General features: G+C 41.5%; 22 protein-coding genes. 6 read left to right on the forward strand and 16 right to left on the reverse strand.

The window, feature by feature from the left end:
- Positions 1-92: 92 nt before the first annotated feature.
- Entirely contained in the window at positions 93-2,840 is a 2,748-nt protein-coding gene (locus IGI42_RS18090; RefSeq protein ID WP_438717381.1) for a sigma 54-interacting transcriptional regulator, read from the reverse strand.
- A gap of 164 nt (positions 2,841-3,004) precedes the next feature.
- On the opposite strand from IGI42_RS18090, the gene IGI42_RS18095 reads away from it, so the two are divergent.
- A complete protein-coding gene (locus tag IGI42_RS18095) occupies positions 3,005-4,195 on the forward strand; it encodes a PLP-dependent aminotransferase family protein (RefSeq protein WP_438717383.1) in 1,191 nt (396 codons plus the stop codon).
- 7 nt (positions 4,196-4,202) lie between these two features.
- On the forward strand, positions 4,203-4,985 hold the full coding sequence (locus tag IGI42_RS18100; protein ID WP_438717384.1) for a PhzF family phenazine biosynthesis protein: 783 nt from the start codon (positions 4,203-4,205) through the stop codon (positions 4,983-4,985).
- Positions 4,986-5,288: 303 nt separating this feature from the next.
- On the opposite strand, the gene IGI42_RS18105 is transcribed toward IGI42_RS18100, so the two are convergent.
- The 12 genes from IGI42_RS18105 to IGI42_RS18160 all read right to left on the reverse strand — a co-directional run bounded on the left by IGI42_RS18105 (position 5,289) and on the right by IGI42_RS18160 (position 15,497).
- On the reverse strand, positions 5,289-6,089 hold the full coding sequence (locus tag IGI42_RS18105) for a hypothetical protein (RefSeq protein WP_438717385.1): 801 nt from the start codon (positions 6,087-6,089) through the stop codon (positions 5,289-5,291).
- Positions 6,090-6,107: 18 nt separating this feature from the next.
- On the reverse strand, positions 6,108-7,163 hold the full coding sequence (locus tag IGI42_RS18110; RefSeq protein ID WP_438717386.1) for a hypothetical protein: 1,056 nt from the start codon (positions 7,161-7,163) through the stop codon (positions 6,108-6,110).
- A gap of 139 nt (positions 7,164-7,302) precedes the next feature.
- Positions 7,303-8,742: a glycoside hydrolase family 1 protein gene (locus tag IGI42_RS18115; RefSeq protein ID WP_438717387.1), complete on the reverse strand. Its 1,440-nt coding sequence runs from the start codon at positions 8,740-8,742 to the stop codon at positions 7,303-7,305.
- Between the two features lie 21 nt (positions 8,743-8,763).
- The gene (locus tag IGI42_RS18120) at positions 8,764-9,663 is read right to left on the reverse strand and encodes an ROK family protein (RefSeq protein WP_438717388.1); all 900 of its coding nucleotides are present in this window, start codon (positions 9,661-9,663) and stop codon (positions 8,764-8,766) included.
- A 125-nt stretch (positions 9,664-9,788) separates the two neighbouring features.
- A complete protein-coding gene (locus IGI42_RS18125) occupies positions 9,789-10,205 on the reverse strand; it encodes a hypothetical protein (protein ID WP_438717389.1) in 417 nt (138 codons plus the stop codon).
- Between the two features lies 1 nt (position 10,206).
- Positions 10,207-10,407 carry a helix-turn-helix transcriptional regulator gene (locus tag IGI42_RS18130; RefSeq protein ID WP_438717390.1) on the reverse strand — a complete coding sequence of 67 codons (201 nt, stop codon included), beginning with the start codon at positions 10,405-10,407 and terminating at the stop codon, positions 10,207-10,209.
- A gap of 583 nt (positions 10,408-10,990) precedes the next feature.
- Positions 10,991-11,731, reverse strand: a complete 741-nt coding sequence (locus tag IGI42_RS18135; RefSeq protein WP_438717391.1) for an HAD family hydrolase — start codon at positions 11,729-11,731, stop codon at positions 10,991-10,993.
- A 224-nt stretch (positions 11,732-11,955) separates the two neighbouring features.
- Entirely contained in the window at positions 11,956-12,183 is a 228-nt protein-coding gene (locus tag IGI42_RS18140) for an FxLYD domain-containing protein (protein ID WP_438717392.1), read from the reverse strand.
- Between the two features lie 98 nt (positions 12,184-12,281).
- Positions 12,282-12,653: a DUF3021 domain-containing protein gene (locus tag IGI42_RS18145; protein WP_438717393.1), complete on the reverse strand. Its 372-nt coding sequence runs from the start codon at positions 12,651-12,653 to the stop codon at positions 12,282-12,284.
- An 11-nt stretch (positions 12,654-12,664) separates the two neighbouring features.
- Positions 12,665-13,117 (reverse strand): LytTR family DNA-binding domain-containing protein, encoded by a 453-nt coding sequence (locus IGI42_RS18150; protein ID WP_438717394.1) that lies wholly within the window; start codon positions 13,115-13,117, stop codon positions 12,665-12,667.
- Between the two features lie 290 nt (positions 13,118-13,407).
- Entirely contained in the window at positions 13,408-14,778 is a 1,371-nt protein-coding gene (locus IGI42_RS18155) for a GHKL domain-containing protein (protein WP_438717395.1), read from the reverse strand.
- A complete protein-coding gene (locus IGI42_RS18160) occupies positions 14,775-15,497 on the reverse strand; it encodes a LytR/AlgR family response regulator transcription factor (protein WP_438717396.1) in 723 nt (240 codons plus the stop codon). The genes IGI42_RS18155 and IGI42_RS18160 overlap by 4 nt, the downstream gene beginning before the upstream one ends.
- 224 nt (positions 15,498-15,721) lie before the next feature.
- On the opposite strand from IGI42_RS18160, the gene IGI42_RS18165 reads away from it, so the two are divergent.
- The 3 genes from IGI42_RS18165 to IGI42_RS18175 all read left to right on the forward strand — a co-directional run bounded on the left by IGI42_RS18165 (position 15,722) and on the right by IGI42_RS18175 (position 19,254).
- Positions 15,722-16,471: an ABC transporter ATP-binding protein gene (locus IGI42_RS18165; RefSeq protein WP_438717398.1), complete on the forward strand. Its 750-nt coding sequence runs from the start codon at positions 15,722-15,724 to the stop codon at positions 16,469-16,471.
- Positions 16,468-18,555 (forward strand): ABC transporter permease, encoded by a 2,088-nt coding sequence (locus IGI42_RS18170; protein ID WP_438717399.1) that lies wholly within the window; start codon positions 16,468-16,470, stop codon positions 18,553-18,555. The genes IGI42_RS18165 and IGI42_RS18170 overlap by 4 nt, the downstream gene beginning before the upstream one ends.
- Positions 18,556-18,957: 402 nt before the next feature.
- Positions 18,958-19,254: a YtxH domain-containing protein gene (locus IGI42_RS18175; RefSeq protein ID WP_438717401.1), complete on the forward strand. Its 297-nt coding sequence runs from the start codon at positions 18,958-18,960 to the stop codon at positions 19,252-19,254.
- Between the two features lie 128 nt (positions 19,255-19,382).
- On the opposite strand, the gene IGI42_RS18180 is transcribed toward IGI42_RS18175, so the two are convergent.
- The 3 genes from IGI42_RS18180 to IGI42_RS18190 all read right to left on the reverse strand — a co-directional run bounded on the left by IGI42_RS18180 (position 19,383) and on the right by IGI42_RS18190 (position 24,958).
- A complete protein-coding gene (locus tag IGI42_RS18180) occupies positions 19,383-22,091 on the reverse strand; it encodes a cation-translocating P-type ATPase (protein WP_438717403.1) in 2,709 nt (902 codons plus the stop codon).
- A 108-nt stretch (positions 22,092-22,199) separates the two neighbouring features.
- Positions 22,200-22,952, reverse strand: coding sequence for an SDR family NAD(P)-dependent oxidoreductase (locus IGI42_RS18185; protein ID WP_438717404.1), 753 nt, complete (start codon positions 22,950-22,952; stop codon positions 22,200-22,202).
- Between the two features lie 131 nt (positions 22,953-23,083).
- The gene (locus tag IGI42_RS18190) at positions 23,084-24,958 is read right to left on the reverse strand and encodes a sigma 54-interacting transcriptional regulator (RefSeq protein WP_438717405.1); all 1,875 of its coding nucleotides are present in this window, start codon (positions 24,956-24,958) and stop codon (positions 23,084-23,086) included.
- A 193-nt stretch (positions 24,959-25,151) separates the two neighbouring features.
- Here IGI42_RS18190 and IGI42_RS18195 point away from each other — a divergent pair, with 193 nt between their 5' ends.
- Positions 25,152-25,361 (forward strand): hypothetical protein, encoded by a 210-nt coding sequence (locus IGI42_RS18195; protein ID WP_438718336.1) that lies wholly within the window; start codon positions 25,152-25,154, stop codon positions 25,359-25,361.
- Positions 25,362-25,479 lie beyond the last annotated feature (118 nt).

Genomic DNA, 25,479 nt, shown 5'->3' on the forward strand with positions numbered 1-25,479 from the left:
TTCAACCTTCTAATAAGCAAGATTTATGCCAAAAAAAGGACTCACGTAAAAAAGTAGGCGAAGCAACGTTCTTGCTCACCTACTTTTGCCTTTTATTCTATGGCTGTCCTACTGTGTTGTTCTGTGTCAAAAATATCCATTAAGTAGCCCAGTTCTGTGTCAGGAATTTCTAACATGTAGTGATCTTCAATTTCCTGTAATGCGGATCTTACCAAGCAGTAACTATTCGAATGAAGGTTGATATGTTTCTGAATATCTACATAATCAAAAGTTTCATTACGAATTACTCGCTCTAGCATACTGGCTGTATGTAGGCAAAAGCTAACCAAATAATGATCTCGCGGCTCCAATTCCAGCTGGTTCTCGATTTTTTCAAAGGCGTGTAAAATCAGCTTCAACGTCTTCTTAGGATTCAAAAAGTTCAAAGACTCCTCTAAAATTTGATGAATGCCTATAACATTTTTCATACTGCTCTGATATTCCACTGTGTGGGTTCCATCAGACCTTTGAATCGCTTGAGTCAATTGAGCTAGACCATCTGCTAACAGAATTTGCTCTGATGGAATAAACGGTACTTGTGGCAAGTGTAAATCTTCAATCCCAACCACTGCAACTATCTGTTTCTCCTTCAAATCCATTACTCGAAACGAACGACTATTAGTCGGTAGCAGTTCAATATTGTACTGGCTGATTAACGGTAGCGAATTACGCAAAAAATTTGCTAAGGTAATTGCGGCACCGTGTCCGGTGATACAGGTAGTGATAATTACCTTTTGCTGATATTGATCTTGTGCCGGTTCTTTTTTTCCTAATCCTAAAATATGAGTACTTATCGCTTCTTTTAGCTCCTGATAGATTTCATCTAATTCATAACTGGTTATCAACGTCTTGTGCAAGGCTTCTAACACATAAGGTGTAGAAACTAAATCGATTGTTCGAGTTGGAATACCGGTGCGTTCCGTTAGTTGCTCACCGAAAGAAACCAGTGATCCCATATCGGTCAGGAGTAAAATCCCTTTTCCTTGATCGATTTCTTTGGCTTTAGCTTCTACTTCTTCGTAAAATTCATCCACCCGTTTTTCCAACTGCATATCTAAAGCATGAGCATGGTCCGTATCTAGTAAAGTATTTGCTACCTTTACCGTGTTCTTAGCAATCCCGCTCCCATGAGCCAATACCAACAGACCGACCCGCTGTCCATGTTGATTCTCGTCCATCGTCAAAAATAAAGCGAATAAATAAATTTCTTGTTGGGAAAAACTAACTCTTAATTCATTTTCAATATGTTCCATAATTTGCTTCGCTGCCTTTAGCTCAGCCATGTAGTTTTTTTCTAACTCCTTAACATTTAAGGTTAGCTGCGAGGGTCCTGTTGTCCGATTTAGCAAGGCATTAACATGCATGGCAAACGCTACATGAGTCCGTTTGGAAAATTTTCGCTGTAAGCTTTTTTCAGCCAATTTCAAGGCAGTCATCACCTCATAATAAACACTTGGCTCAACAATTTTAAAAATTCCTTCATTTTCCGATCGTGGAAATCGACTAGTAGGATAGGCTGCTAAGATACTTTTCTCCAGCTCTTTTTTTACCCCCTGCAAACTATCCGTTTCGTGAATGTCTTCCAGCCAATTTTGCTGCATCATTTTATATTCCGGTGCTACAGAACCATCAAAGACAAAATCCTTTGGAAATTTACTGTAAAGATAGGTTAACTCGTCATTTTGTTCTCCAGTCAACAGTCCATCCAATACATAGGTGGGTAATAATTTTTTACTGATATATAATTCCTCGCTGTTGGATAAGATTGATTCTAAATAACTGCGAGCACAAATTAATTTAATATCTGCCTTCAATTGTCCGACATTCCCAGCACAACGATAACCTAGCAAGGACTTCATAACCCCCCGCTGCACAACGATTTTCTTTTGAAGCTTTTCATACTCGTGGTTGAAGTACAAATGCAGCAGATCAAAGCGCTCATCAATCCCTCGCTCATTAATATTCGGCAGGTCGATCACCATCGGAATTCGCCGCAAAAAAGTTGCCAACATTACTGATTCCAACGGTTCTGTCGTAGCACCAATAATCAGCACCTGAGCAGAACTGTTTTTCTCGCTGTCTCCTAATCGTCGATAATGACCTGAGTCAATCAACTGAAACAACATCTCCTGTCCCTCCGCTGGTAAACGATGCACTTCATCTAAAAATAAAATCCCCGTATCCGCCTTACCAACCAACCCTTCTCGATCCTGATCTGCACCAGTAAACGCTCCTTTTTTATAGCCAAACAACGTAGACAACAACAGTTGTGGATTATCGGTATATTCCGAGCAGTTAAATGTCACAAAAGGTGCGTCTGTAGCCAGAAAGCCATTCTCCACTGCAAAGTCATGCATCAAATGGGCAAACAACGTCTTTCCTACACCGGTTTCTCCAGAAAGAATTGTGTGCAATCCATGAGGGGGATAAATCATCGCTGCCCGCGCTTTGTCAATTGCTACTTTTAAACTACCATTGTAACCAATAATCGTTTCAAAAGTATTACAAGACTGTCTGCTTAACTCCATCAAACTAATCAGTTCAAATTTTTCAATCCTTTGACCAAAAATCCGCTGTAACCGTTCGACTGGAAAATACCTCACCGGGCGACCATTAATTTTCACCAAACGCTTTTCCTTATGCAATCTGTTTAATTCTTTGCTGCAATTGGCTCGGTCTAAGCCAGTCGCTTCAGCAATGTCTTTCGTGCTAATTCCTTCATAGCCCTTACAAATTTCGGAATATCCAATATGTCCGACACATTGTTCAATGAATTGATAGATTCTTTCTTTACGATACATTTTTGCCACCACCCTTCCCCAAGAGTCGCTTTTTTATAATTATAGTATAAAAAAAGGGTGAAAACTCTTTTGGTTCACAATTTCAAAAAACTATTCATTAAATTTAAATTATAGACTATACTAGGTTTTGTAACCGTTTTTTAAATTAGATAGGAGCTGTAACTATGAAGTACCAATACTCAACTAAAGTACCTGTTTCTAACACTGATCCAGTCGGCGATCTGTTAAGAGCAGCTGCTAATCCCGATATTATTTCTTTTGCCGGTGGATTGCCAGCGCCTGAATTATTTCCGGTCGAGCAAGTTCAAGAAGCTGCCAACCAAGTTTTTCAAGAAAAAGGAATGACAGCACTACAATATGGCAGTTCCAAAGGTACACCAGAATTAATCAAGGTGGTAGCTGATCGCTTGGCTATAGATGGTATCCAAGCTGATACAGAACATATCATGATTTCTACGGGTTCTCAGCAGGTAATCGATCTAACAGGTAAACTATTCTTAAATGAAGGCGATACTGTGATCGTAGAAAAGCCCACTTACTTGTGTGCTTTGGATGTGTTCAAATCCTATGGGGCAAACCTAGTGAGTGTAGAAATGGATGAGGACGGCATGAAGATGGACCAGCTGGAAAAGGCCCTTACAGACCATCCTGAAACAAAGCTATTGTATACGATTCCTAGCTTCCAAAACCCTACAGGTCGCACGATGTCGCTTGAACGTCGCAAAAAGTTAGCGTTGCTGGCAGCTGAATACGATTTTATCGTATTAGAGGATAATCCCTATGGTGCTGTGCGATTTGAAGGAACGCCATTACCCGCTATAAAAAGCTTTGATCAAACGGGTCATGTAATTTACACCAGTACCTTTTCTAAAATTCTAGCTCCTGGACTGCGTCTTGGCTGGGTGGTAGCTCCGAAAGAATTGATCGAAAAATATATGGTGATGAAGCAATCCGCTGATTTACATTCAGATGTGTTGTCACAATATATCGTGGCGAAATTCTTTGAAAACAACGATATTGAATCCCATGTCGCAAAAATCACGGCTCTGTACAAAGAACGAAAAGACTTAATGGTGGACGCCATTGTCAAATACTTTCCAAAAACGGTGACTTACAGTCGACCTGAAGGCGGTATGTTCATTTGGATTGAAGTCCCAGGGATTACCGATACCCAGAAGTTGTCAGATTACTGCATCAAAAATGATGTTGCCTTTGTACCTGGTGAACCTTTTTATTGCGACGAGATTGTTCCTGGAACTTTTCGCTTGAATTATTCCAATATGTCGCCGGAACAAATCGATATCGGTATGAAGCGGCTGGGTGAGGCCATAGAAAAGATACTCACGGAAGGATAAAATATAGATGAAACAATATGTAGTTGATGCCTTTACTAATGTAATTTTCAAAGGCAATCCGGCAGCTGTTTGTATTTTAGATGCGTGGCTGGAAGATGACTTATTGCAGGCTATCGCCAAAGAAAACAATTTGTCGGAGACGGCCTTTGCCGTTATTACTGGTGAAAGTCAGTACCATTTGCGTTGGTTTACCCCCACCGACGAAATCGATTTGTGTGGTCATGCGACTTTAGCCACCGCTTTTGTGTTATTTAACTATTATCAGTGCGGTGCTGAGACAATCACCTTTGATACATTAAGCGGAAAATTGATCGTCGCAAAAAACGGGGATCGTTATCAATTGGACTTGCCTTCGTATGAGCTGAAGGAAGTTGCGGTGACAGACGAAATGGCCGATATCTTGGGCGTTCGTCCATTAGAAGCGTATATGGGAAGAGATTTGGTTTGTGTGCTACCTGATGAGAAATTCGTTACCGAATATTTGCCAGACGGAGGAAAACTGGCCTCCTTGGATGGGATGTTGGTGCACATCACTGCAAAAAGCACGGATTACGATTGTGTATCCCGCAGCTTCGCACCAAAAATCGGGATTCTCGAAGACCCAGTTTGCGGAAGTGGGCACTGTCACTTAGTTCCTTTATGGAGCAAAAAATTAAACCAGCAGCACATCCTCGCCTACCAGGCTTCCGATCGCAGCGGTGTCCTTTATTGTAATTATCACGGTGAGCGAACACGGATTAGCGGCGAGGCTGCCCTCTACTCGATTGCTGAACTGCAGATTAATAACTAAATAACCTCAGTCAGTAGAACTCTTGCTGACTGAGGTTTCTTTCTATTATAATAATTGTCTTACTTACGTACCTTCTCACACGTCCCTTTCTAGTGGTGGGCATCATGGTTTTCAAGCAGTTCTTCTAATGAATCAGGATATTTCTCTTTCGGAGTAAGAATCATTTTCCAATCACTTGTTTAAAATTCAAAAAGTTATTTCTGGATTCGAGGGATTAATCCTAATACTATAAGATTTCACCCACTTTTACAGTTTTTCCTCCTTAATTAGCAAAACGATTCCTCCAAAATTTTCATAGCATTATTAATCAATTCGATCCACACTGAATTCAATTTCCCCGTTTTCTTCCTTCCACCAGCCGACTGATGTTGAGCCGCCCCACGGGGATTCTTTGTAGCCGACAAACTGACACTCAAAATCAAACACTAACGGCTGCCAGCCGTATTCTCCAACTTCCTTTTCATAGGAGCTGCCATTTTGACGAATATAAATTCTGCTATCACTATTTACTTGCTGGTAATAACGGTTCATGGCCGCAGCAATTGGTTCTGCTGAAACTTCTTCTGTTGAAGTCGTTGATTCAGCGGTTTCTAAAAGCAGATTTGTGTAATCGACAATACGGTAATCATCTTGAGTAACCACATATTTGTCATCCGGTCTATCGGGGTAAAAAGCTCCGCCAAAAACCACTAATTCGACTGTATCCGATAGCTGATTCAATTGATACGTCACTCCGCCGCCGTTAATATATTGCCAATGAACAGCGATACTCTTTTCTTCATTATTAACAACAGACCATTCGCCCCGACCATCATAGACCGACCAGTCATCAATTTTATAAACTGCATTCTCAGGATTAATCATGGTATTTTTTAAAAAATCTAATGCTTTGTTTTCAGTCCATATCGGATCATCTACCTCACTTGAACTAGATGCAGCAGATCCAGAAAAATTAGTGAAGGTGGACACGCTGGTATTCGACGCTTCAGCAACAGAAGAACTTACCACCTGCTCTTGAGAATTATTGGTTGAATTTTCTGGCGTGCAGGCTGATAAGCAAACACCAGAAACGATCATTAATAGGCAACTAATTTTATTATTCATAGCTCTTTTCCTCCAAACTTATTCTCTTTGAAAGGTGTAAGTTACATAGGGAATTTCTGCCCATTCACTCCAAACATTCAACTGGTCGCCTTCTTCTGGAGCGCCTTCGATAAATGTTTTCACCATGTAACGTCTTTGTTCGCTGGAGGTTACGCTAGTATGATCTGGTGAAAATACAAAGGTCGTTTTGTGCTCTACATCCCCTCTATTGGATATGCCTCCTCCACCTAGACCTCCTGGAAGTCGCATTAGAAATGGGTACATCATTCCTATATGAAGATAAGCGTTTCTTTGGAAATAGTTGACAACAACCGTCTGATTATTGACTTTTTCTATCTGAACATCCTGATAGACAGGGTCTGCTTTCAGTGCTTCCCAGTCACCATTAATGGGCAAAAGGTAAATCTCACCTTTCTCATCCCACTTGATTCCCCATCGATGACCACCCATCTCAGAATTTATCCAAGTGGTATTCTCTAAAACTAGGGGCTGGGTTGCATAATCTGGTACTTGCATTTCTCCCGAAGCTACGGCTGATCTTATCGCTGCGTCAAATGCTGCATGTTCCATTACCGGAGTGCCTTCATAAGCCAAGGTCAGTTCATAATTTCCCAAAACCTGATTACCGATTTTTTCAAAAGTGGATTCTAGCCATTTAGTCTCCTGCGGCTGCAATGTGATTGATTCGCCATCTGAGCAGGTGATTTCTTCAATTGGCTCCATCCCCTCTACGATTGCCGAAAAACTCAAGCGCAGTTGCCTCGCATCCACTGTCAGTTCCTGATCGGTTGGGTTTGTTATGCCAATCGAAAAATCGACATACTGGATCCCACTGCTATCCTCGCCAAAAAGAATTGCCTGGGGTTCAAACTTTGCCGAGTTAGCAACATCCTGTTTTAGCGACGTTATTCCAGCAGAACTCGATTTCACAATTTCTTTAGACTGTTCTGTCTTGGATGAAATAGCCGTCTCTTTTTGTGAGCTAGAAGCATCCGTACCCTCACGATTACCGCCGCACCCTGAGCCAATAACCAATAAACCAACAAACAATAAACACAAATTAATTTTCCTCATTTTATCTACCTCCTTTTTTATATTCCTTTAATTATACAAGTTTTTTTTGCTATTTACTAGGAGAGCGAGAACCAGCGATCGAAGCGACAGTCCTTTTCTACATAAAAAAAGACCAGCAACATGCTGGTCTTGCGATTTTTTATAATTGTTCTCCATTGGTAGCAATGACTTCCTTGTACCAATCAAAAGATTTTTTCTTGGAGCGATCTAGGGTGCCGTTGCCTTCGTCATCTAAATCAACATAGATGAAGCCGTAGCGTTTGCTCATTTCACCGGTTGAGGCACTAACTAAATCGATACAGCCCCAAGGAGTGTAGCCCATCAGATCGACGCCATCCGCCACTGCATCCGCCATCGCTTCAATGTGGCGACGCAAGTAATCGATGCGGTAATCGTCTTCGATCGTACCATCTTCCTTCACCTCATCAATCGCCCCTAAACCATTTTCAACGATAAATAATGGCGTCTGGTAACGATTGTACAGCTCGTTCAAGGCTAAACGCAAACCTTCCGGGTCAATTTGCCAGCCCCATGCACTAGCTTCCAAGAATGGATTGCGCACGCCGCCTAATAAGTTCCCAGCAACATCTTCAGCCTCCTTATCGGTCACTGTTACTGCTGAAGACATATAATAGCTGAAACCGATATAATCAACAGTATGTTCCTTAATCAATGCCAAATCTTCATTAGTAACTTCTAAATCACTAAAAGCAATTCCGCGTTCAGCTAACATACGATCCGTGAACGCTGGGTACTCACCCCGCACCTGCACGTCGGTACAGAAGAAGTTGAATTCTTGATTTTGTACCATCGTTGCTAATTGATTCACCGGATTGGCATCAATGCTGTAAGTCGTTGCGTAAATGATCATGCAACCAATTTGCAGATCAGGATTCAGTTCGTGGGCGATTTTCACCGCTTTACTGCTAGCAACAAATTGATTGTGCCATGCCTGCACGATATTTTTAAAATCGCCGCCCCCCGTACTTTTCACCATACCTTGACTTAACGCTGGAAAATGGAAAGCCGAGTTGATTTCGTTGAAGGTCATCCAGTATTTTACTTTCGACTGATATCTTTCCAAAACAACTTTAGCAAAACGTTCGTAAAATTCGATCAGTTGACGATTTTTCCAACCGCCGTATTCCTTGGCTAAATGTAGAGGCATTTCATAATGAGAAATCGTCACCACAGGTTCAATGTCATACTTCAAACACTCATCAATTAACGCATCATAGAATTTTAAACCAGCTTCGTTTGGTGTTGTCTCATCGCCTTTAGGGAAAATCCGCGTCCAGGCAATCGAAAAGCGGTAGCACTTAAAGCCCATTTCCGCAAACAAGGCAATGTCTTCCTTGAAACGGTCGTAATGTTCAATACCGCGATGATTAGGATAAATGTATTTATCCTGATCCAAGCTCCAGTCAAAGTCTTCACTGCCTAAAACTTGGAAACGAATTTTTCCGCCGGGCATCACATCAGCCACTGAGACCCCTTTGCCATCGCGATCAAAACCGCCTTCTAATTGATTTGCGGCAGTTGCGCCGCCCCATAAAAAGTTTTTAGGAAATTTTGTCATTTCTTTACCTCTTTCATTTAATTATTCATTATCCAACTGCAAAAACAGCTGGTAAATCGCACCTAACAAGTTGGCCTCACTGCGAAAATGACAGGCCATGATTTCTAACGGTTCAAAAGTTGTGCCCAGCAGTCGGTGTTTTTGCCGTAGCAGCTGGTACTGTCGATTAATTTCTTCAATTAAACGATTTTGCGCACTAATCCCGCCGCCAATCACGATCCGAGACAAGTCCAGCGTCGCCTGCAGGTTGATTAGCATTCGTGCAATCACCTGACAGTATTCTTCAAATAGAACCTGTAATTCCCTCGGCTTTCCTTGTTCCAACGCTGCAAAAACCTTTTCCCCGTTAGCTTCCTCCAACCCTAGGATTTTTGATCCATTGTTAACAAACCGCACTGCTGAAGAATACTCCCCAATCAGAGGCTCTGCTTTATGGGTTTCCACATAGTTAATCAAAAAACTCAGCTCACCCGCTTGGAAATGACTGCCTTGAAACAGCTGACCATTTAAAATCAACCCGCCGCCGACACCGGTACCCAGCACTACAGCTGCACCATTCTTAACATTTTTTAAATTTCCTAACCAAAGTTCTGCTAAAGCAGCTGCTTTTCCATCATTGGCAAGAGCACAAGGAACACCGAACTCTTTTTCAACAAGCGCTTTCAGAGAAAGTTCGTGCAAATACTCCAACGAGCCGCCATGATAGATAATACCTCTTTTGCTATCAATCTTCCCTGGGAGACTAAAACCAACTCCTTTAATTTGATTTTCCATATTACAAATAATTTGAAATATTTCTGTTTTGAATTCATCTAGCTTCGCTGGCGCCTTAATTTTACTAACCGGTTGAAGATTACCCGCTCGGTCTACCAAACTATATTTAATATAGGTTCCTCCAACGTCAATGCTTAAATAATCCATCGAACCCTCCTTCTGAATAATTCACCTAATTCTATAATAGCACATAATATAAATTTTTTATTTTTTTACCAGAATCTCTTTTTTCCAAATAAAAATCCTCGCCTCATCTGACAAGGATTAATTTTTTATAATTCTTTTTCTAACCGGAAGCGCCAATAAATTGCATAAAACTGAATAAACAAGTACACCGCTACTAATGAGAGAACAATTGCCATGCTCTCTTTCATCAAAGCAAAGGTCAACATCAAGGCGGCCAGTAAATACGTTGTCAGATTGTAGGCTTTTTCTTTAGCCTTCGCACGAATTAACTGATTTCGTTCATCTTCACGGTTAATTTTTTCCATTTTAGCAAAATCCGGGTTATTCTTTTCTACTTGCTGATTCACCAGCTCACTGACAGAATGACCAAATAGTCCCGCACCTAAACCCACCAGCAGATAAGGAATTAGCAGTGATTCGATCGCTCCATTTTTAATCAACAATAAACCAGCAGCTATCATAATGATACTCAGGCCTAAAAATAACGATGCCTGCTTTCTCATTTTACTCATCCTCCTCATAAATGAAAACATCTTCAATCGATAAATCAAAATAACGGGCAATTTTGAAGGCTAGAATAATGGACGGATTGTAACGACCGTTTTCTAAAGAACTAATCGTCTGACGTGACACCTCCAGCGCATGGACCAAATCCTCTTGGGTAATACCTCGTTCCTTCCGCAGCTTTTCAAGGTTATTTTTCATCACTGTCCTCCACATACGTAAAGCTTACTTTCCCTTTACTTGATTATACATTTAAATCAGTAAAACGTAAAGCTAATTTTACGTATGTTGGTTGATAGCTCGCACGATTATTCTAATAGCCATGCCGATCATAGTATTATATATATGTTATAATATCAATTAAAGAATATAACTCAATTCTGAAATACACTCATACTTATTCCCACTATCTCATTGCAGAACTTCCCTTATATGTTCAATTAAAATCTGCATGAAATCTATTTTAGAAAATTCATTTACAGGTGAGGTGTTTTTATTATATAACACTAGTTATAGTATTTTTAACGTCCTTTTTTATTGATTACCGTTATAAAATGAGCTATACTAACTTTAGTGCCAAACACTCCTATTCCCAGTGTTTGTTGCATGTGCCCTTTCCCTTTTGAAGTGGCAAAGAGAAATCACTTTTTAATGACCATTTTTAAGTGTTTCAGACTGAAGAAAAAGCGCTGGCATAGAGCCCGCGCTTTTTTCTTCAGTCTAATTTTGACAGATGAGATTCATCCCACTAGTAACAATTACTTTTTATAATGTTCCCTCAAATCTATGTCTTTTCTAACAATCCTAAATCAACACACGCTTTCCAAATTCCATCGTTACCCACGGTATCAGTTACATAACTAGCACGCCTTTTCAATTCTTCGTTTCCATTGCCCATTGCGATCGAAAAGCCAACCTTTTCAAACATTGCAAAATCATTTTCCTCATCTCCAAAAGCCAAAGCTTGTTCAGCTGTAATATTCATCCGCTGTAAAATTTCTTCAATTCCACTAGCCTTTGAAAGATGTACATCATGAATATTTAAAGCAGTTGGTGCCACTTTTTCTGCTATAATTCTTGTTTTATCAAACTTGGGCAGATCCTCTTTAGAACAATGACATAAAAATTGTAAAACATTCTCAGGCACTGGATCACCTGCTTTATATTCCAAGATTTCTTTGGGCGTTTCCAACAAAAAATCCACTTTTGCTGTTTGAAAATTTTGAATAGTTTTCACAACTAATTCTTTTTCCAAATAATGGCAGGCAATTGTTTCCCCTTGAAAGGTGACAAACGTTCCATTAGAGGAAATAACGCTGTTGACTCCTAATAACTGAGCAAAATCAGCAATCATTTTATAATTCCTACCAGATGCTATCACAGGTTCAATTCCTTGCTTCTTTAGCTCACTCAATACCCGTTTGGCAGATTCAGGAATTCGGCCATAAATTCCCAACTCTCTAGGGAGTTCATTGTCAGCCAACGTACCATCAATATCAAAAAAAGCAACTTTATAATTTGGCAATCCGTTTCCTCCTTTATAGCTTTTCTATCATCCTTACATTTCTCTCTTTTATTTTACCAGTAGACCATTAGCGAGGCTAGCAGAATCGAAAAAACTAAAAGACCCTGAAGAAACTGTATTCTCCAGAGTCTTACTGATTTCGTTATAACTACCTTTTCATTGAACCGGATAGGATCAAAAAGCTGAGAACTTAACTTAACGTTGTACTTATAAGAAGATTGCCATCAATTTTCAGTTTCGTCATAAGATAACTCAACTTCAATACTTTGGAATTCTTTATCGGTCATAAATTCAAATTTATACTTTTGCCCAGCTTTCCAGTTATTAGCATTCAAATATGACGTGTCAACCACTACACCTTCAGCATCCACCAGATTGATCTTAGCACTTAAACTACTAAGGTTTAAACCAGTAGTGTTCTCAACTACTGCTGTATAGTTACGATAGGACATTCTTTCATTCCTTCCAACATCCGCCAATCAAGCATTTTGAAGTATCGCTTGAAGCTCTCCCTCAATTTTCATAAAGCGGAGCAGAACCTTACTTGCCGCTATTTCAACCGGTCATTCATTTTCGCAAGCTGCTTTTTTTCTGCAAAGTAATAGCCGGTCCAAATAATCAAAAAGATAGCGATAAACATTAGACTACCGCCAAAGACTGGGCCAATTGCAAATGGGAACCACTTAAACAAATAAGCCGTGGTGAAAAACAAAAGATAACTGCCTAATAAGTGGATCGCAGCGGCTGGCAAAAGTGGCATACTGCTGTCGTAAACCCGTGACAGCATGCCGATCAACAACGACATCAGCAGACCGCCAATGATCATGTTACGCACCTGATCATCCACAAAAAATAAACCCAACAGTAAAAAAATCAAACTACCTACCAGCATGCCGCCAATCCCCGCTTTGATAACTTTCATGTCGATCCCTCCTAAAAATTTATTTTTTCCTTCAATGTCTGAAAATAGCGACGGGAAATAACCACTTTGTGCCCATTTTGTAAAAAACCATAATAATTGCCAGAAAAGGCAATTTCCAGACGTTGCAGTTTTTCTACATTTATAATAGTAGATTTCGAAATGCGCAGGAACTTTGACGCATCCAGCAACCCTTCCAAACTTGCTAAAGACTGGCGAACAACCAGCTGTCCATCCAGCAAATAAATCGTGATTTCTTTTTGCAGGACTTCCACGTAAACAATTGACTCCTGCCGCACCAATTGATAGCCATCTACGGTTTTTAAGGTCAAAACATCCGGCGTGCTGCCAAATTCGTTGATATGCTTCACCATTTCTTTGCCAAAATTAAAATCACAGGTTCTCACTGCTACTTCTGCATTCGCATATTCATCAGAAACCGATAGTTGAACGTTGAATTTATTCATCTCCTTCACCTCACATTGACAGTTTATCAAATTTTTCTTGGAAAAAACGTATGTTGGCACAAGCGGTCAAATTTTGGCGCAAGTGGTCAGTTCATGTAGGAAAGGCTTCGCAAAGCCGCTCATCTTTGAGAAGCCGGACTGTATTTACATGATGGTTTAATCAACTTCTTAGTTGTAAAAACCGCATACTTTCTTTGCTAGGTCAAAAAAGTCATAACAGCAGGAAGCATGTTCCTCTGTTATGACCATTCAGTTTGATGGCAAGCGATTGCTACGGAATGCCGCATGCTTTAAACGGGTGTCATCATAGTGCAGGTTAATAAAAAGATACCCTCACGATAATCAGTCTCCATCGTTCCATCATATTTTTCCACAACATCACGAATACTAGCAAGACCAAAACCATGAGCGGCCTGATTCTTTTTACTGGTGACGATCTGGCCGTCTTTTGTTATTGGTGCTTTTGCAGCAGGATTCTCTAACCGCAACATCAGCAATCCTTTGTCAGCAACCGTACTCATCCGAATAAAACGCTGGTCAATCGGTAATTTCCCACAAGCTTCAATTGCGTTATCCAATGCGTTGGCAAACAAAGCGCACAAATCTATATCAGCCATCGCTAATTTCTTGGGGATGTCCACTTCTATTTCTGTCTGAATGCCCTCTTCTTCTAGACGTATCGTTTTGCTGGTAATAATGGCATTGACAATATCATTGTCACACACCCGCAGGTTACCGGTCATCACGGGTGAAGCTAATAACTCCCGCAAATAAGCACGCATCCCGTCATTGTCCAGCACATCCATCGTATGCAGATGATTGGCCATGTCATGTCTCAGGTAGCGGACCTGCTGCTGCGTTTGTTCCAGCAAGCTGTAATAGCCGGCGCGAATTTGCCAAAGGGCCTGCTGTTTCTCCAGTTTTTCATGGCGCACCAACACCGAGACCGCGTACAACAGCCCCAAAGACGACAAAAAAGCAAAGGGTAAAATCGTCATTGTCGGCAAAAATGAAGCATTCGCATCCAATACCATCCCAAAGGTTTGCAGGGCCACCATCGCAAAAACCGTCACGGTGGGAAAAAGGGCCAACACATCCACTAAACGCCAAATTTGCGGCGAAAGTTCTGCTGCTTCGGTCAGCTTTAATTTACGGAAAAAGAGCCAAATGACCGCCCATGCAATCAGCCGCAGCCAGACTTGTACTCCCAGCCTGTTTAAAGAGAAAATACTTAATGCAGCAAAGTCCCCCAACGGTACGGCCTCAATAGTAGAAAAGCCCATCTCCTCCAGCTGGGGCAAGACCAGTCGCAGCATAACTGGGTTGCCTACGTCGCCTAAATAATAGCCAATCAAATGAATACCGGTATCGATTACAGCACTTAAGGAAATCGAAATGGCGAAAAAAATCAGCCCCATCGTCAGCTTAGCGGCAATCGTCCCTTCACAGCAAAGGAAAAAGCCCACTAAAAAGACCGGCAGGATCAAAATAATATTCCAAGGATCACCAATTAAAATAACCGTGTTAGCCCCCAACCAGCAGCTCAGAAAAAATAGCAGTTGCCAAAACCATTTCCCTTTAACTGGAAGAAAACGCTGGACAGTATTCATAAAAAGAAAGGACAACAGCAGCCGGACAGCATGACCCACAAGTGTCATCATCGTCCCGCCTCCTTATTCAACAACGTACGGGCAAATCCCTGCATCGCAGCTTGCCGGTGCGTTCGGCTGATGGGCAATGTAACTTCTCCCAGCTTTACCTGCCCGCTTTCCACTTGGTCCACCGCTTGGGCCCGCACCAAATAACGCTTATGAATACGAACGAAACCATTTCCCAAATCCTGCTCAACCTCTCCTAACTTGCCATAAAAGGTGTAGCTGCGGCGATTGGTTTCGACCGTCACCAGCCGGCGGTCACTGTAGACATAGCGAATTTCCCGTTTAGGAATCCGATAGAGTCCCTCAGCATTGCGAACCGTATAGGTATCCTTTTCCGTTAGCTGCAAGGCCACCATCGCCCGTTTCAATACTTCCCGCAGCTTGTCCTTCTCCAAAGGCTTGATTAAATAGTCCAACGCGCCAACGGCATATCCCTGGAATACTTGCTCGGGATGCCCCGTCAAATAAGCAATACTCAGTCCCATGTCCGTCTTGCGAATTTCTTTTCCCGTGGTGATCCCATCCATCCCCCGCATATCGATATCAAGAAAAAGCAGATCCAGCTCTCCTGGATGGTTCATCAACCATTTGACCACACCTTCACCGGAAGAAAACTCATAGATTTTTAGCGCCATTTCCTCCCGATCCGACAAAACCGTCAGCATTAAACTCAGTGCTTCTCTGACCCCTTGTTCATCGTCACAAATACCAACCCTCAGCATACTCCCACCTCCAAAAACTTGTGGTCTTTTGTTAATTTTCACACACCGCTGCAACTTTTACAATAGTTCCTCTGCGCCTCCTTACTTGAAAACGACCGCTTTTTACAACGTGGTTAGTCCCCTGCGCTTTTTTACATTTGAGTGTCGAGTTTTTACATGGGGTGTTTGTGACCCGGCCCCACCACTGGTACGCTAAATATAGAAGAAAGAGGAGGTTGAAGGAGATGTTGGCAGTAAAAAATCTACAGAAATCCTATCATTTGGGCGGCCATGCCTATCCCGTCCTAAAGGGAATTAATTTTGAAGTAACGCAAGGGGAGTTTGTAGGAGTGATGGGGCCGTCTGGTTCAGGGAAAACTACCATGCTCAATTGCATCTCCTGCTATATTCCCTTTGATCAGGGCGAGATTACTTTAGGAGACAAAAACCTCTCTCATTTGGGAGAAGATGAATTAGCGGAGGTACGCAACAAAGAGCTGGGCTTTATTTTTCAGGACTTCATGTTGCTGGACGGGTTGAGTGTGAAGGAAAACATTATGCTGCCGCGGATCATCGGCGGGCGGACTGGCTCAGACATGGAGGAAGGTGCCGAGCGGCTTTGTCAGGTATTCGGCATCGCTAAAATTCGAGATAAATATCCAGCTGAAATTTCCGGCGGCGAGAAACAACGAACGGCCGTAGCTAGAGCTCTGATCAATAATCCGCTAGTTATCTTAGCCGACGAACCAACCGGAAATTTGGATTCCAAATCCAGCAAAGCCGTAATTGATTCTTTTTTACAGGCGAAAAAAATGCTGGATGCTACCATTTTTATGGTCACCCATGACAGCTTTGCTGCCTCCTTTTGCGATCGGGTCATTATCTTAAAGGACGGCGTGGTTCACAGTGTTGTCAGCAATCATGGTAATCGCTCTGATTTTCAAGATGAGCTGCTGGACGCGATTCGAGAAATGGATGGAGGCGATGCAGCATGAATACCTTTGCTCAAGCAAACGCCAAGCTACGACGAAAGGATTACAAAAATGCGCTGCTGCTGTTTGGCTGTATTCTATTTGCTACCGCCTTAATTTCAGCTTTTTCGATTATTATGCAAAGCGATATGGTTCAGACGACGCTGCCTAAAGGGGGAGACTCCCGCAAGCAAATGATGATGATTTTAGCGATGGCCATTGTCGGCTGCAGTATCTTTACCGTTTACGCCTCTTCCCTGTTTTTCCGCAGTAAATCAAGACAAATTGGTATATTTAAAGTGCTGGGGGCAGGCAAGAAACAGCTGCGAAACAGTTTGCTTACGGAAGTTAGTTTGCTGGCAGCCACCGGCAGCGGCTTAGGCTTTTTGCTGGGCACACCGCTGGCTGCAGGCATCTGGCAGTTTTTTCGCCTGTTGGTGGATTCCCCAGAAATGAAATTTTCCCTTAATATCAGCGGCTATCTTTGGGGCTTAGGATTTGCGCTGTTTGTGGTGACAATCCTGCTGATCAGCGCACTGCTTTTTCTTCGACGTCAGAATATCATGGATATCATCTACCAGCAGCGCAAAAGCGAGACGGTGTTAGCGATCAAACCCTGGTACGGCTGGGGCGGCATTTTAATGATGGCCAGCGGAACCTTTCTGGGACTCTACGGCTTGCCTACCTTTTTCCGAGAAGTGCTGCATCGGCAGCCACCGCTTTGGCTGAACCTAATCTATCTGATCCCGCTGGCAGGTCTTTATCTATTTTTAGTCTATGCGGTGGTGCGGGACAAAGGCGGAAAAAACAAGTACAAGAATATTGTCTCTCACAGCATGATGAAATTCCAGGGCCGGTCCACTGTGCGTAATATGTGCGTGATTGCCATTTTGATTGCCGGCGCTTATTTTGCCATTTTTTATATTCCCAGTATGATGACCCGAAATTCCTTAGAAGTCAAAAATCGGCCGGTAGATTTTGTTTACCATCATCGTTTGGATCAAGGGGTGCCTGACGAAGCGGCAGTTAGAAAAATGGCCGCAGACGAAACGGTGGAAATCACTCAGTGGAATGAAACGCTGCTGACCACCCTAGCCGCTGACAGTACGCAAGAGTACGACAATGGCGACGGCACTTTTCGCCGAGAATATATTCCCTTCTCCCATGAACAATACTGCATATCTGCGAGTGAATTTTCAAGACTCAGTGGTAAACCAGTTGAAGTCTCATCAGGAACAGTCAAACCGGTGTGGGGCTATGGCCAAGACAGCTCTTCAGCCGACGATGTCACTCTTTTAACGAATCCCGATACGCAAGAACCCTTGTCTGTTTCGATAGATCGTCACCTGACTTACGCGCCGTTTACCGGATGCGTGGTGATGAATGACGATGATTTTGCTGCTATTACGCAGGGCTTAACCGACGAATGGCGGGAAAAAATGATCTTGTTTAACGTGGCGGATGTGAAGGCCAGCTACAATTTTGCCAAGCGGCTGCGAAACGAAATTATTGATCAAAGCGTTGAAGAACGGGTGATGGACCTCTGGTATGATCGGATCGGCAAGCTGCGGGAGGGTGACGATTATTGGGCGGACACCCTGCCTATCCTAGACAACCAGCAACGGGATTCCTCTCATTTTATTACTAGGTGGAAATATCTGCCGTCCTTCCGTATCCTGGATCAGGTGGACTTTGTCAATAATATGGCAGTATTCTTGATGCTGTTTGTCTTCATCGCCATTATCTGTTTCACCGCTGTCTTGGTGATCGCCTATACCCGCTGCACCACCATCGCACTCACCAATCGCCAAATCTATGAAGATCTCAGCCGATTGGGAGCCAACCGCGCTTACCTGATTGCGACAGTAACAAAACAAGTGCGCAAGATCATTTCTATCCCGATCGCAGTTGGAACAGTGCTGATGTATGTGTTTTATGCCATGATTCTTTACTTCAATTCGACTAGTCTAGATGCTGCAGAGTTAGCAACACTGGGCGTCGATTTGATTATTGTCCTGATAATCAGTAGCCTCATGTGGCTATTTTATCGATTCACCTTACGAAAAACTTGCTATCTGCTGAATCTGACAGGACAGAAAGATCAATAAAAACTGGATTGCTCAAGTACTATTTAAAAAGGACCTAACAGAGAAGCAAAAAATTGCTTCTCTGTTAGGTCCTTTTTAGCCTGACAATACCCGCTCCGCTATGTAAATAAGGGGGGATTCCATCAATTTGTTTATCCTCGTAACAATAACTGACTTTCACTCGCTCTCCCCAGCGAATTAGCTCAAAATTACGATAGCTTGTCTCAGAGGAGTTTCCCTTCTCATAGTAGACTTCGTATTTCCATCATTATTAAAATTGTTTCAGATTCTTCTATTTTCAATCCAGCCTTATTCCCTAGTCAAAAATAGGCCTTAAGATGGACGTCTCCTCTGCCGATTTCCTCTATGATAAAAGAGTAGAAAGAAAACCTGTAGACAAGAAAAAATTAGGAGGATTTACTGATGAAACGTAATTCTTTAGATATCACCGTTTTAGTTTTAGGCATAGTGTGCATCGGGTTGATGACAATGAACCGCTATATATTAAGCCCCATTTGGAATTCAGAAATCCGAACTGAAATGACGATGGTAAAAGCAGGAATGAACGACGTTAATCAGGAGATTACAGAAACACTGAAAGACAACACAAAAGAATTAGCAAAACAGAACCTACCTGTGAAAAATATGCTTAAGCAAGCCCCTGCTGAAAGCCATATGGAATCGAACAATCCTTCTTACGAACTGAAAAGTTCATTTTGATAAAAAAGACTTCATGATTATAAATAATCTATCATTTATAATAGGACAAACAAAGGATCAAAAACAGCTACATGTAAAATGTCTGTTCTTCGATCCTTTATTTTGTTTATTGAATTCGATCAACTAGTTTATTGCCCAGACTCAATTTTCCGTTGAACAAATTTTACACATTCTACAATTGGTACAATCGAGAATGATGCAATTCCAACGGTAGCCCATTGGTGGAAGTTTAATGACGCCACTCGGAAAATGTCATTTAAACCTGGGACGACCAAAATCACACCCATTAACGCAAAGGATAATAAAATCGCCCAGTTAAAGGTTTTGTTGCGGAATGGTCCCACTTTGAAAATCGATTGCTTGATTGATTTTACATTGAACGCATGGAACAGTTGCATAAAACCCAATGTTGCAAAACACATTGTCAAAGCATCTGCATGTTGCAAATTATATAACGCTTGTGTTGTAAGCTCTGGCATGTTAATTGCCGTATGGTCTGGATATCGAATCGCAAACCAGTATACAAACAAGGTAATTCCGCCTTCTAAAATCCCTTGATAAACAATACTGCTGAAGACGCCGCCAGAAAACAAGTTGGAATTGCGTCCTCTTGGTTTATGTTTCATCAAATCTTTTTCAGCTGGCTCCATCCCTAAAGCAATTGCTGGGAATGTATCCGTTACTAAGTTAATCCACAACAAATGAATTGGTAATAATGTATCCCAACCTAACAAAGTGGCAATAAATAAAGTTAGTACTTCACCTAAATTAGCTGCCAACAAATATTGAACGGTTTTTTGAATATTTGAGAAGACTTTTCGTCCTTCTTCCACCGCTACAACGATTGTTGCAAAGTTGTCATCGGCTAGCACCATATCAGAAGCCCCTTTAGATACTTCAGTTCCCGTGATTCCCATACCAATACCAATATCTGCCTGTTTCAATGAAGGTGCATCATTTACCCCATCACCAGTCATCGCCACTACTTTGCCTTCTTGCTGCCAAGCTTTTACGATACGTACTTTATGCTCTGGTGATACCCGAGCATAAACCGAATAATTGTGAACGGCTTTTGAAAATTCCTCGTCAGATAATTCGTTTAGTTCTGCTCCCGTTAAGACTGCACTGGAGTCCCCGGCTGTGACAATTCCTAAACGAGCAGCAATCGCTTCGGCTGTATCTTTGTGGTCACCAGTAATCATAATCGGACGAATACCTGCTGATTTTGCCATACGCACTGCTTCGGCAGCTTCTTTACGTTCTGGGTCGATCATACCCACCAATCCAGCGAAGACCAAATTATTTTCTAAATCTTCTGAAGTCAAAGTCGCTGGAATCTCCGTGATCACCTTATATCCCATAGCTAATACCCGTAATGCTTGCTTCGCCAAATCGGTATTATTCCATAATATTTCTTCTTTCTGTTTATTACCCATTGGTACTTCTTGCTGGTTAATTAAGACCTTCGTTGTCCGTTGCAGTAAAACATCTGGTGCTCCTTTTACTGCTACCAAATACGTGCCATCTGCCAACTGATGAATCGTACTCATTAGTTTACGCTCTGAATCAAAGGGCAGCTCGGCTACTCGTGGTTCACTTTTCAGCATTTCAGTTACATCAAATTGATGATCTAAGCCATATTGCACCATTGCCGTTTCAGTTGGGTCACCAATTAAGGAGCCATCTTGAGAACGTTTGGTGTCATTGGCATAATTCATAATTCTTAACGCCATATTCTCGTGATCGACTTCAGCCACGGCATTGATTTGACGGTTATCGTAATACATTTTTTCTACCGTCATCTGATTCAGCGTCAAAGTTCCTGTTTTATCTGAGGCAATAATATCTGTGCTTCCTAACGTTTCCACTGCTGGTAATTTACGAATAACGGAATTTCGTTTCGCCATTACTTGAGTACCCAAAGCCAAAATAATGGTTACTATTGCTGGTAATCCCTCAGGAATCGCCGCCACAGCTAAGGAAATAGACGTCAACAGCATATCTACAAAAGAGGTTCCATTAACTACAGTCCCCACAATAAACATAATAATAGCAATAACAATGATTGCGATAGTTAAAAACTTACCCAGTTCATTCAAATTAGTTTTAAGAGGTGTTTCGGTTTCGTCAGCTTTTGCTAACATATCCGCAATTTTCCCAACCTCGGTACTCATACCCGTGTTTACAACCACACCTTTACCTCGCCCATAGGTAATATTACTGTTGGAAAAAGCCATGTTAACGCGATCGCCGATGCCTATGTCACCTGATGGTAAAACGACTAATTCCTTTTCTACCGGAACCGACTCACCCGTTAGTGCGGCTTCTTCAATTTTTAAAGAGGCCGCCTCCAACAAGCGCAAATCTGCCGGTACAACATCTCCCGCTTCAAGCAGCACAATATCTCCAGGCACAAGTTCGTCACTTTTAATCGACAGTGCATGACCATCTCGCAGTACATTAGCGTTAGGCGTTGACATTTCCTTTAAAGCTTCAATCGCTTGCTCTGCCTTTGATTCTTGAAACACACCCATGATGGCATTAATAATCACTACCAACAAAATAATAATCGAATCCACTACTTCGTGAGAAACGATTGCCGAAATAATTGCCGCAGCTAACAGAACTAAAATCATAAAATCTTTAAACTGCTCCAAAAATTTAGCCAGTAGACTTTTCTTTTTCCCTTCTGTTAATTCATTCTTGCCATAATCAGCTAAACGCTGCTGGGCTTCTTTTGAAGACAATCCCTCTAACGAAGATTGCACCTCTTGTAAAACTGCTTTTGGCTCTTTGGCATAAAATTCTGTTGTGGCTTGTTTTTTTAGCTCGTCCATAACTTCCTCCTTTAGTCAAAACTGATACGATACCTCTAACACTTTTCCCGCACCCACTTGATGCACTATTTCTTAAAACTAGTTTTAAGTTTCCCTTACACATCTCCCTTACATTAATTTCCCACCACTTAGATTCAGACTGGTTCCTGTAATATAAGCAGCTTCGTCTGATACTAAAAATAAAACACAATTAGCGACATCCTGAGGTTTACCTAAATGTCCCAATGGAATTTTGCTTAAAGACTGTTGGCGATATTCCTCACTCCATTGCTGGGTCATTTCTGATTCAATTGGTCCACACTGAACTGCATTCACTCGAATATTTTCTGAAGCAAATTCTAGTGCAAAATGCTTTGTCAAATAATTGACTGCGGCTTTAGAAGCACCATAACTGGGAGAAGCATTGGGATGAGGAGTTACCCCATTAGCGGACGTCACATTCACAATCCAACCTTGCTGCTGTTTTTTCATTATCTTTAATGCCAACTTAGATAAAAGAAATAGCCCGTTTAAATTCACATTTACTACCTTTTGCCAATCCAACATGGTCGTTTCTAAGGTTCCTTTCCGCTGCATAATACCGGCATTGTTCACTAAGATATCTAGTCGGGAAAATTGTTCCATGGTATAGCGGATTAATTGCTGGCAGTCTGCTTCTTGTCCAATATCGGCCTTGATAATCTGGCACGCTCCACCAGTTTCATTGATTTCTTCTTGCACTTCTTGTAACCGTTCTCTATTTGTTCCGCAAATGACAACTGACATTCCTACTTCAGCTAAAGTCTTGGCAATCTGTTTACCGATTCCTCGACTTCCTCCAGTGACAATTGCTACTTTTCCGTAAAATTGTTCAGGATTCATTCTATCTTCCCCTCAAGACTTCTTTTCATACTATTAAGCAATTTTTATGCCAAAAAAACAAAGCAGTTATATCAAGTATTTCTCTTGATTCCTGCTTTGTTCATCTAAATAAATGTTGCATTTTCCATCACTTACTGTTGCTTTTTGCGATACAATGTTGAGCGATTAATCCCCAAAACCTTACTAACTTCCGTTGCCGTGTTAAATTTCTCTTCAACAAAACCAATATATCCCTGTTCCAACTCTTGTAAAGTTGGCAACGCTGTAAACAAAGCTTGTACTTTGGCTTCAATTTGTACCTTGCTTGACTTCAAGAGCAGATCCTCTTCATTCACTTGCTGGTCATCTGACAAAATAACTGCTCGTTCAATAATTCCTTCCAACTCACGCACGTTCCCTTGGTAGTCATACTCCTGCAAACACTGAACAGCTGCTGGACTAAAGAGAAGTTGGGGCTTTCCGTATTTTTGTCGATAAGTTGCAAGATAAAATTCTATCAGCTTAGGAATTTCCTCTCGCCGTTGATTTAAAGATGGAATTTCCAAGGTCAAAATATTAATCCGGTATAACAAGTCCTCACGAAAATTACCTTTCTCCACTTCTTCCACTAGTCGTCGGTTAGTAGCACAAATCACCCGTACATCTATCGGGATCATTTCGGTACCCCCAACACGTACAATTTGCTGCTCTTGTAACACCCGCAATAGTCGTCCTTGGGCTAGCAATGGGAGCTCACTAATTTCATCTAAAAAAATTGTCCCATTGTGTGCTAGTTCAAACATTCCCGGCCGGCCGCCTTTGCGACTACCAGTAAAAGCCCCCTCATCGTAGCCGAACAATTCACTTTCGATTAAGGTTTCTGGCAATGCAGCACAATTTACTGCTACAAAAGGTTCATTTTTTCGATTTCCCACATTGTGTATTCCTTGAGCAAATAACTCCTTACCAACACCAGTATCTCCTTCAATCAACACTGGCGCATCATATAAGCCGTATTTCTCTGCTCGTTTGATACATTGCGTCATCCCGTGACTTTGATAAATGATATCTGACAGTTGGTACTTAGCAGAAAAGCCTGATCCCAATACTTTTTTGCGAATTTTGTTTTCAAACTTTTGTAGCTGTGCAACTTCTTGAAAAATTAGCACCGAGCCTTTTCTAACCTGTTGAACCTTAATCGGGACATGGCTCACAGCAATATCTTTTCCTCTCACCTTCACTAATTCTTCATTCACAGCATGATTCGCTGTGTAAATTGTTAAGAAGTCCTGGAGGCTTGATAATTTAACGATTGACTTACCAACCACCTGTTTTTTGTCTATTTTTAAAATTTGTTCAGCCATTTTATTGCAGGCAATAATTTGATCATTTTCATCAGTAGCAATAAATCCATCGTGCACACTATCCATTAATGCTGTGTAGCGTTTATTAAATTCACTTTCTTTACGCTGACCTTCCAATACACTTTGAGCATCGTCGATCACCATTTTCACAGACTCACGACTACTGCCTATTGTCCAACAGTTGACCCCCATTTTTTGGCAATACTCGGTGACAATCGCATCTCCCATAAAAAATTGGATACCTTCGTCGATGCATTCCTGAATTTTTTGATTCACTTTATCCGGATCCCGCAGCTGTACTATCTTAATCCGATCATGATTGAGTATTTCCAGCAGTTTATAGGCTTGAATCATATTGTCATAACCGATAATTGCGATCTTTTCTGCTGGTCGCAGCATTTCGCTGATACTTTGAGCGATATCGAAAATGGTTAGTTTTAGTTCCAGAACAATTGTATGAAGATGCTTCTTCAGCAATTGATACGTTCCACCGCGAGAAATGATGATTGTTGCCCCATTACTGACTGCACTTTTTGCCAACTGGAGGCCTTCATTCAAATTCCCTTCTAAAACTTTCATGTTTTTAATTTGATACTCATCGATCACTTGATTCACTGTATCCGTCAATGCCCGATATGGGCTAATAAAGACAATTTCTACCATTTCTCTATCCCCTCTTTAGCGTAAATACACAGCTTATATAAGATGTATTATTTATAATTGAATAGTACGTTCTAAACGGAAGTTGATAAAATAAATGTAGTGGAGAAAACTGCAAATAGCAAGAATATTTTTCCAATGCTGACACAAGTCTTTTCTCAAACACGATAAAATAAAGTAAAAAAGGAGTGAATGAATGAGCGAATCCGTCAATCAGACAAAAGAAAACGTCAGCTACGGACACTTGTGCTGTGCAATTGCCGACATGAAACATCAATCATTAGAAGAGCTCACGAATCAGTCACTAGAAAAAGTTGTTAAAAAAATTAACCTAAGACCACGTAAATGCTTAGAGTGGAAAGCGCCCTATGAAGTATTTTTTGACGAAGTGTTGCACTTGATTTGACAATTCACAGGTTAAATAAAAACACAGCCTTTTTAATAGAGGCTGTGTTTTGGATTATCTTCAAGCTGAAATCAACTGATCCGTCTCTGGAAGGTGACGTCTTGCTGACCTGTTAAAT

The sequence above is a fragment of the Enterococcus sp. AZ109 genome (assembly GCF_051714625.1).
GTDB lineage: Bacteria > Bacillota > Bacilli > Lactobacillales > Enterococcaceae > Enterococcus_A.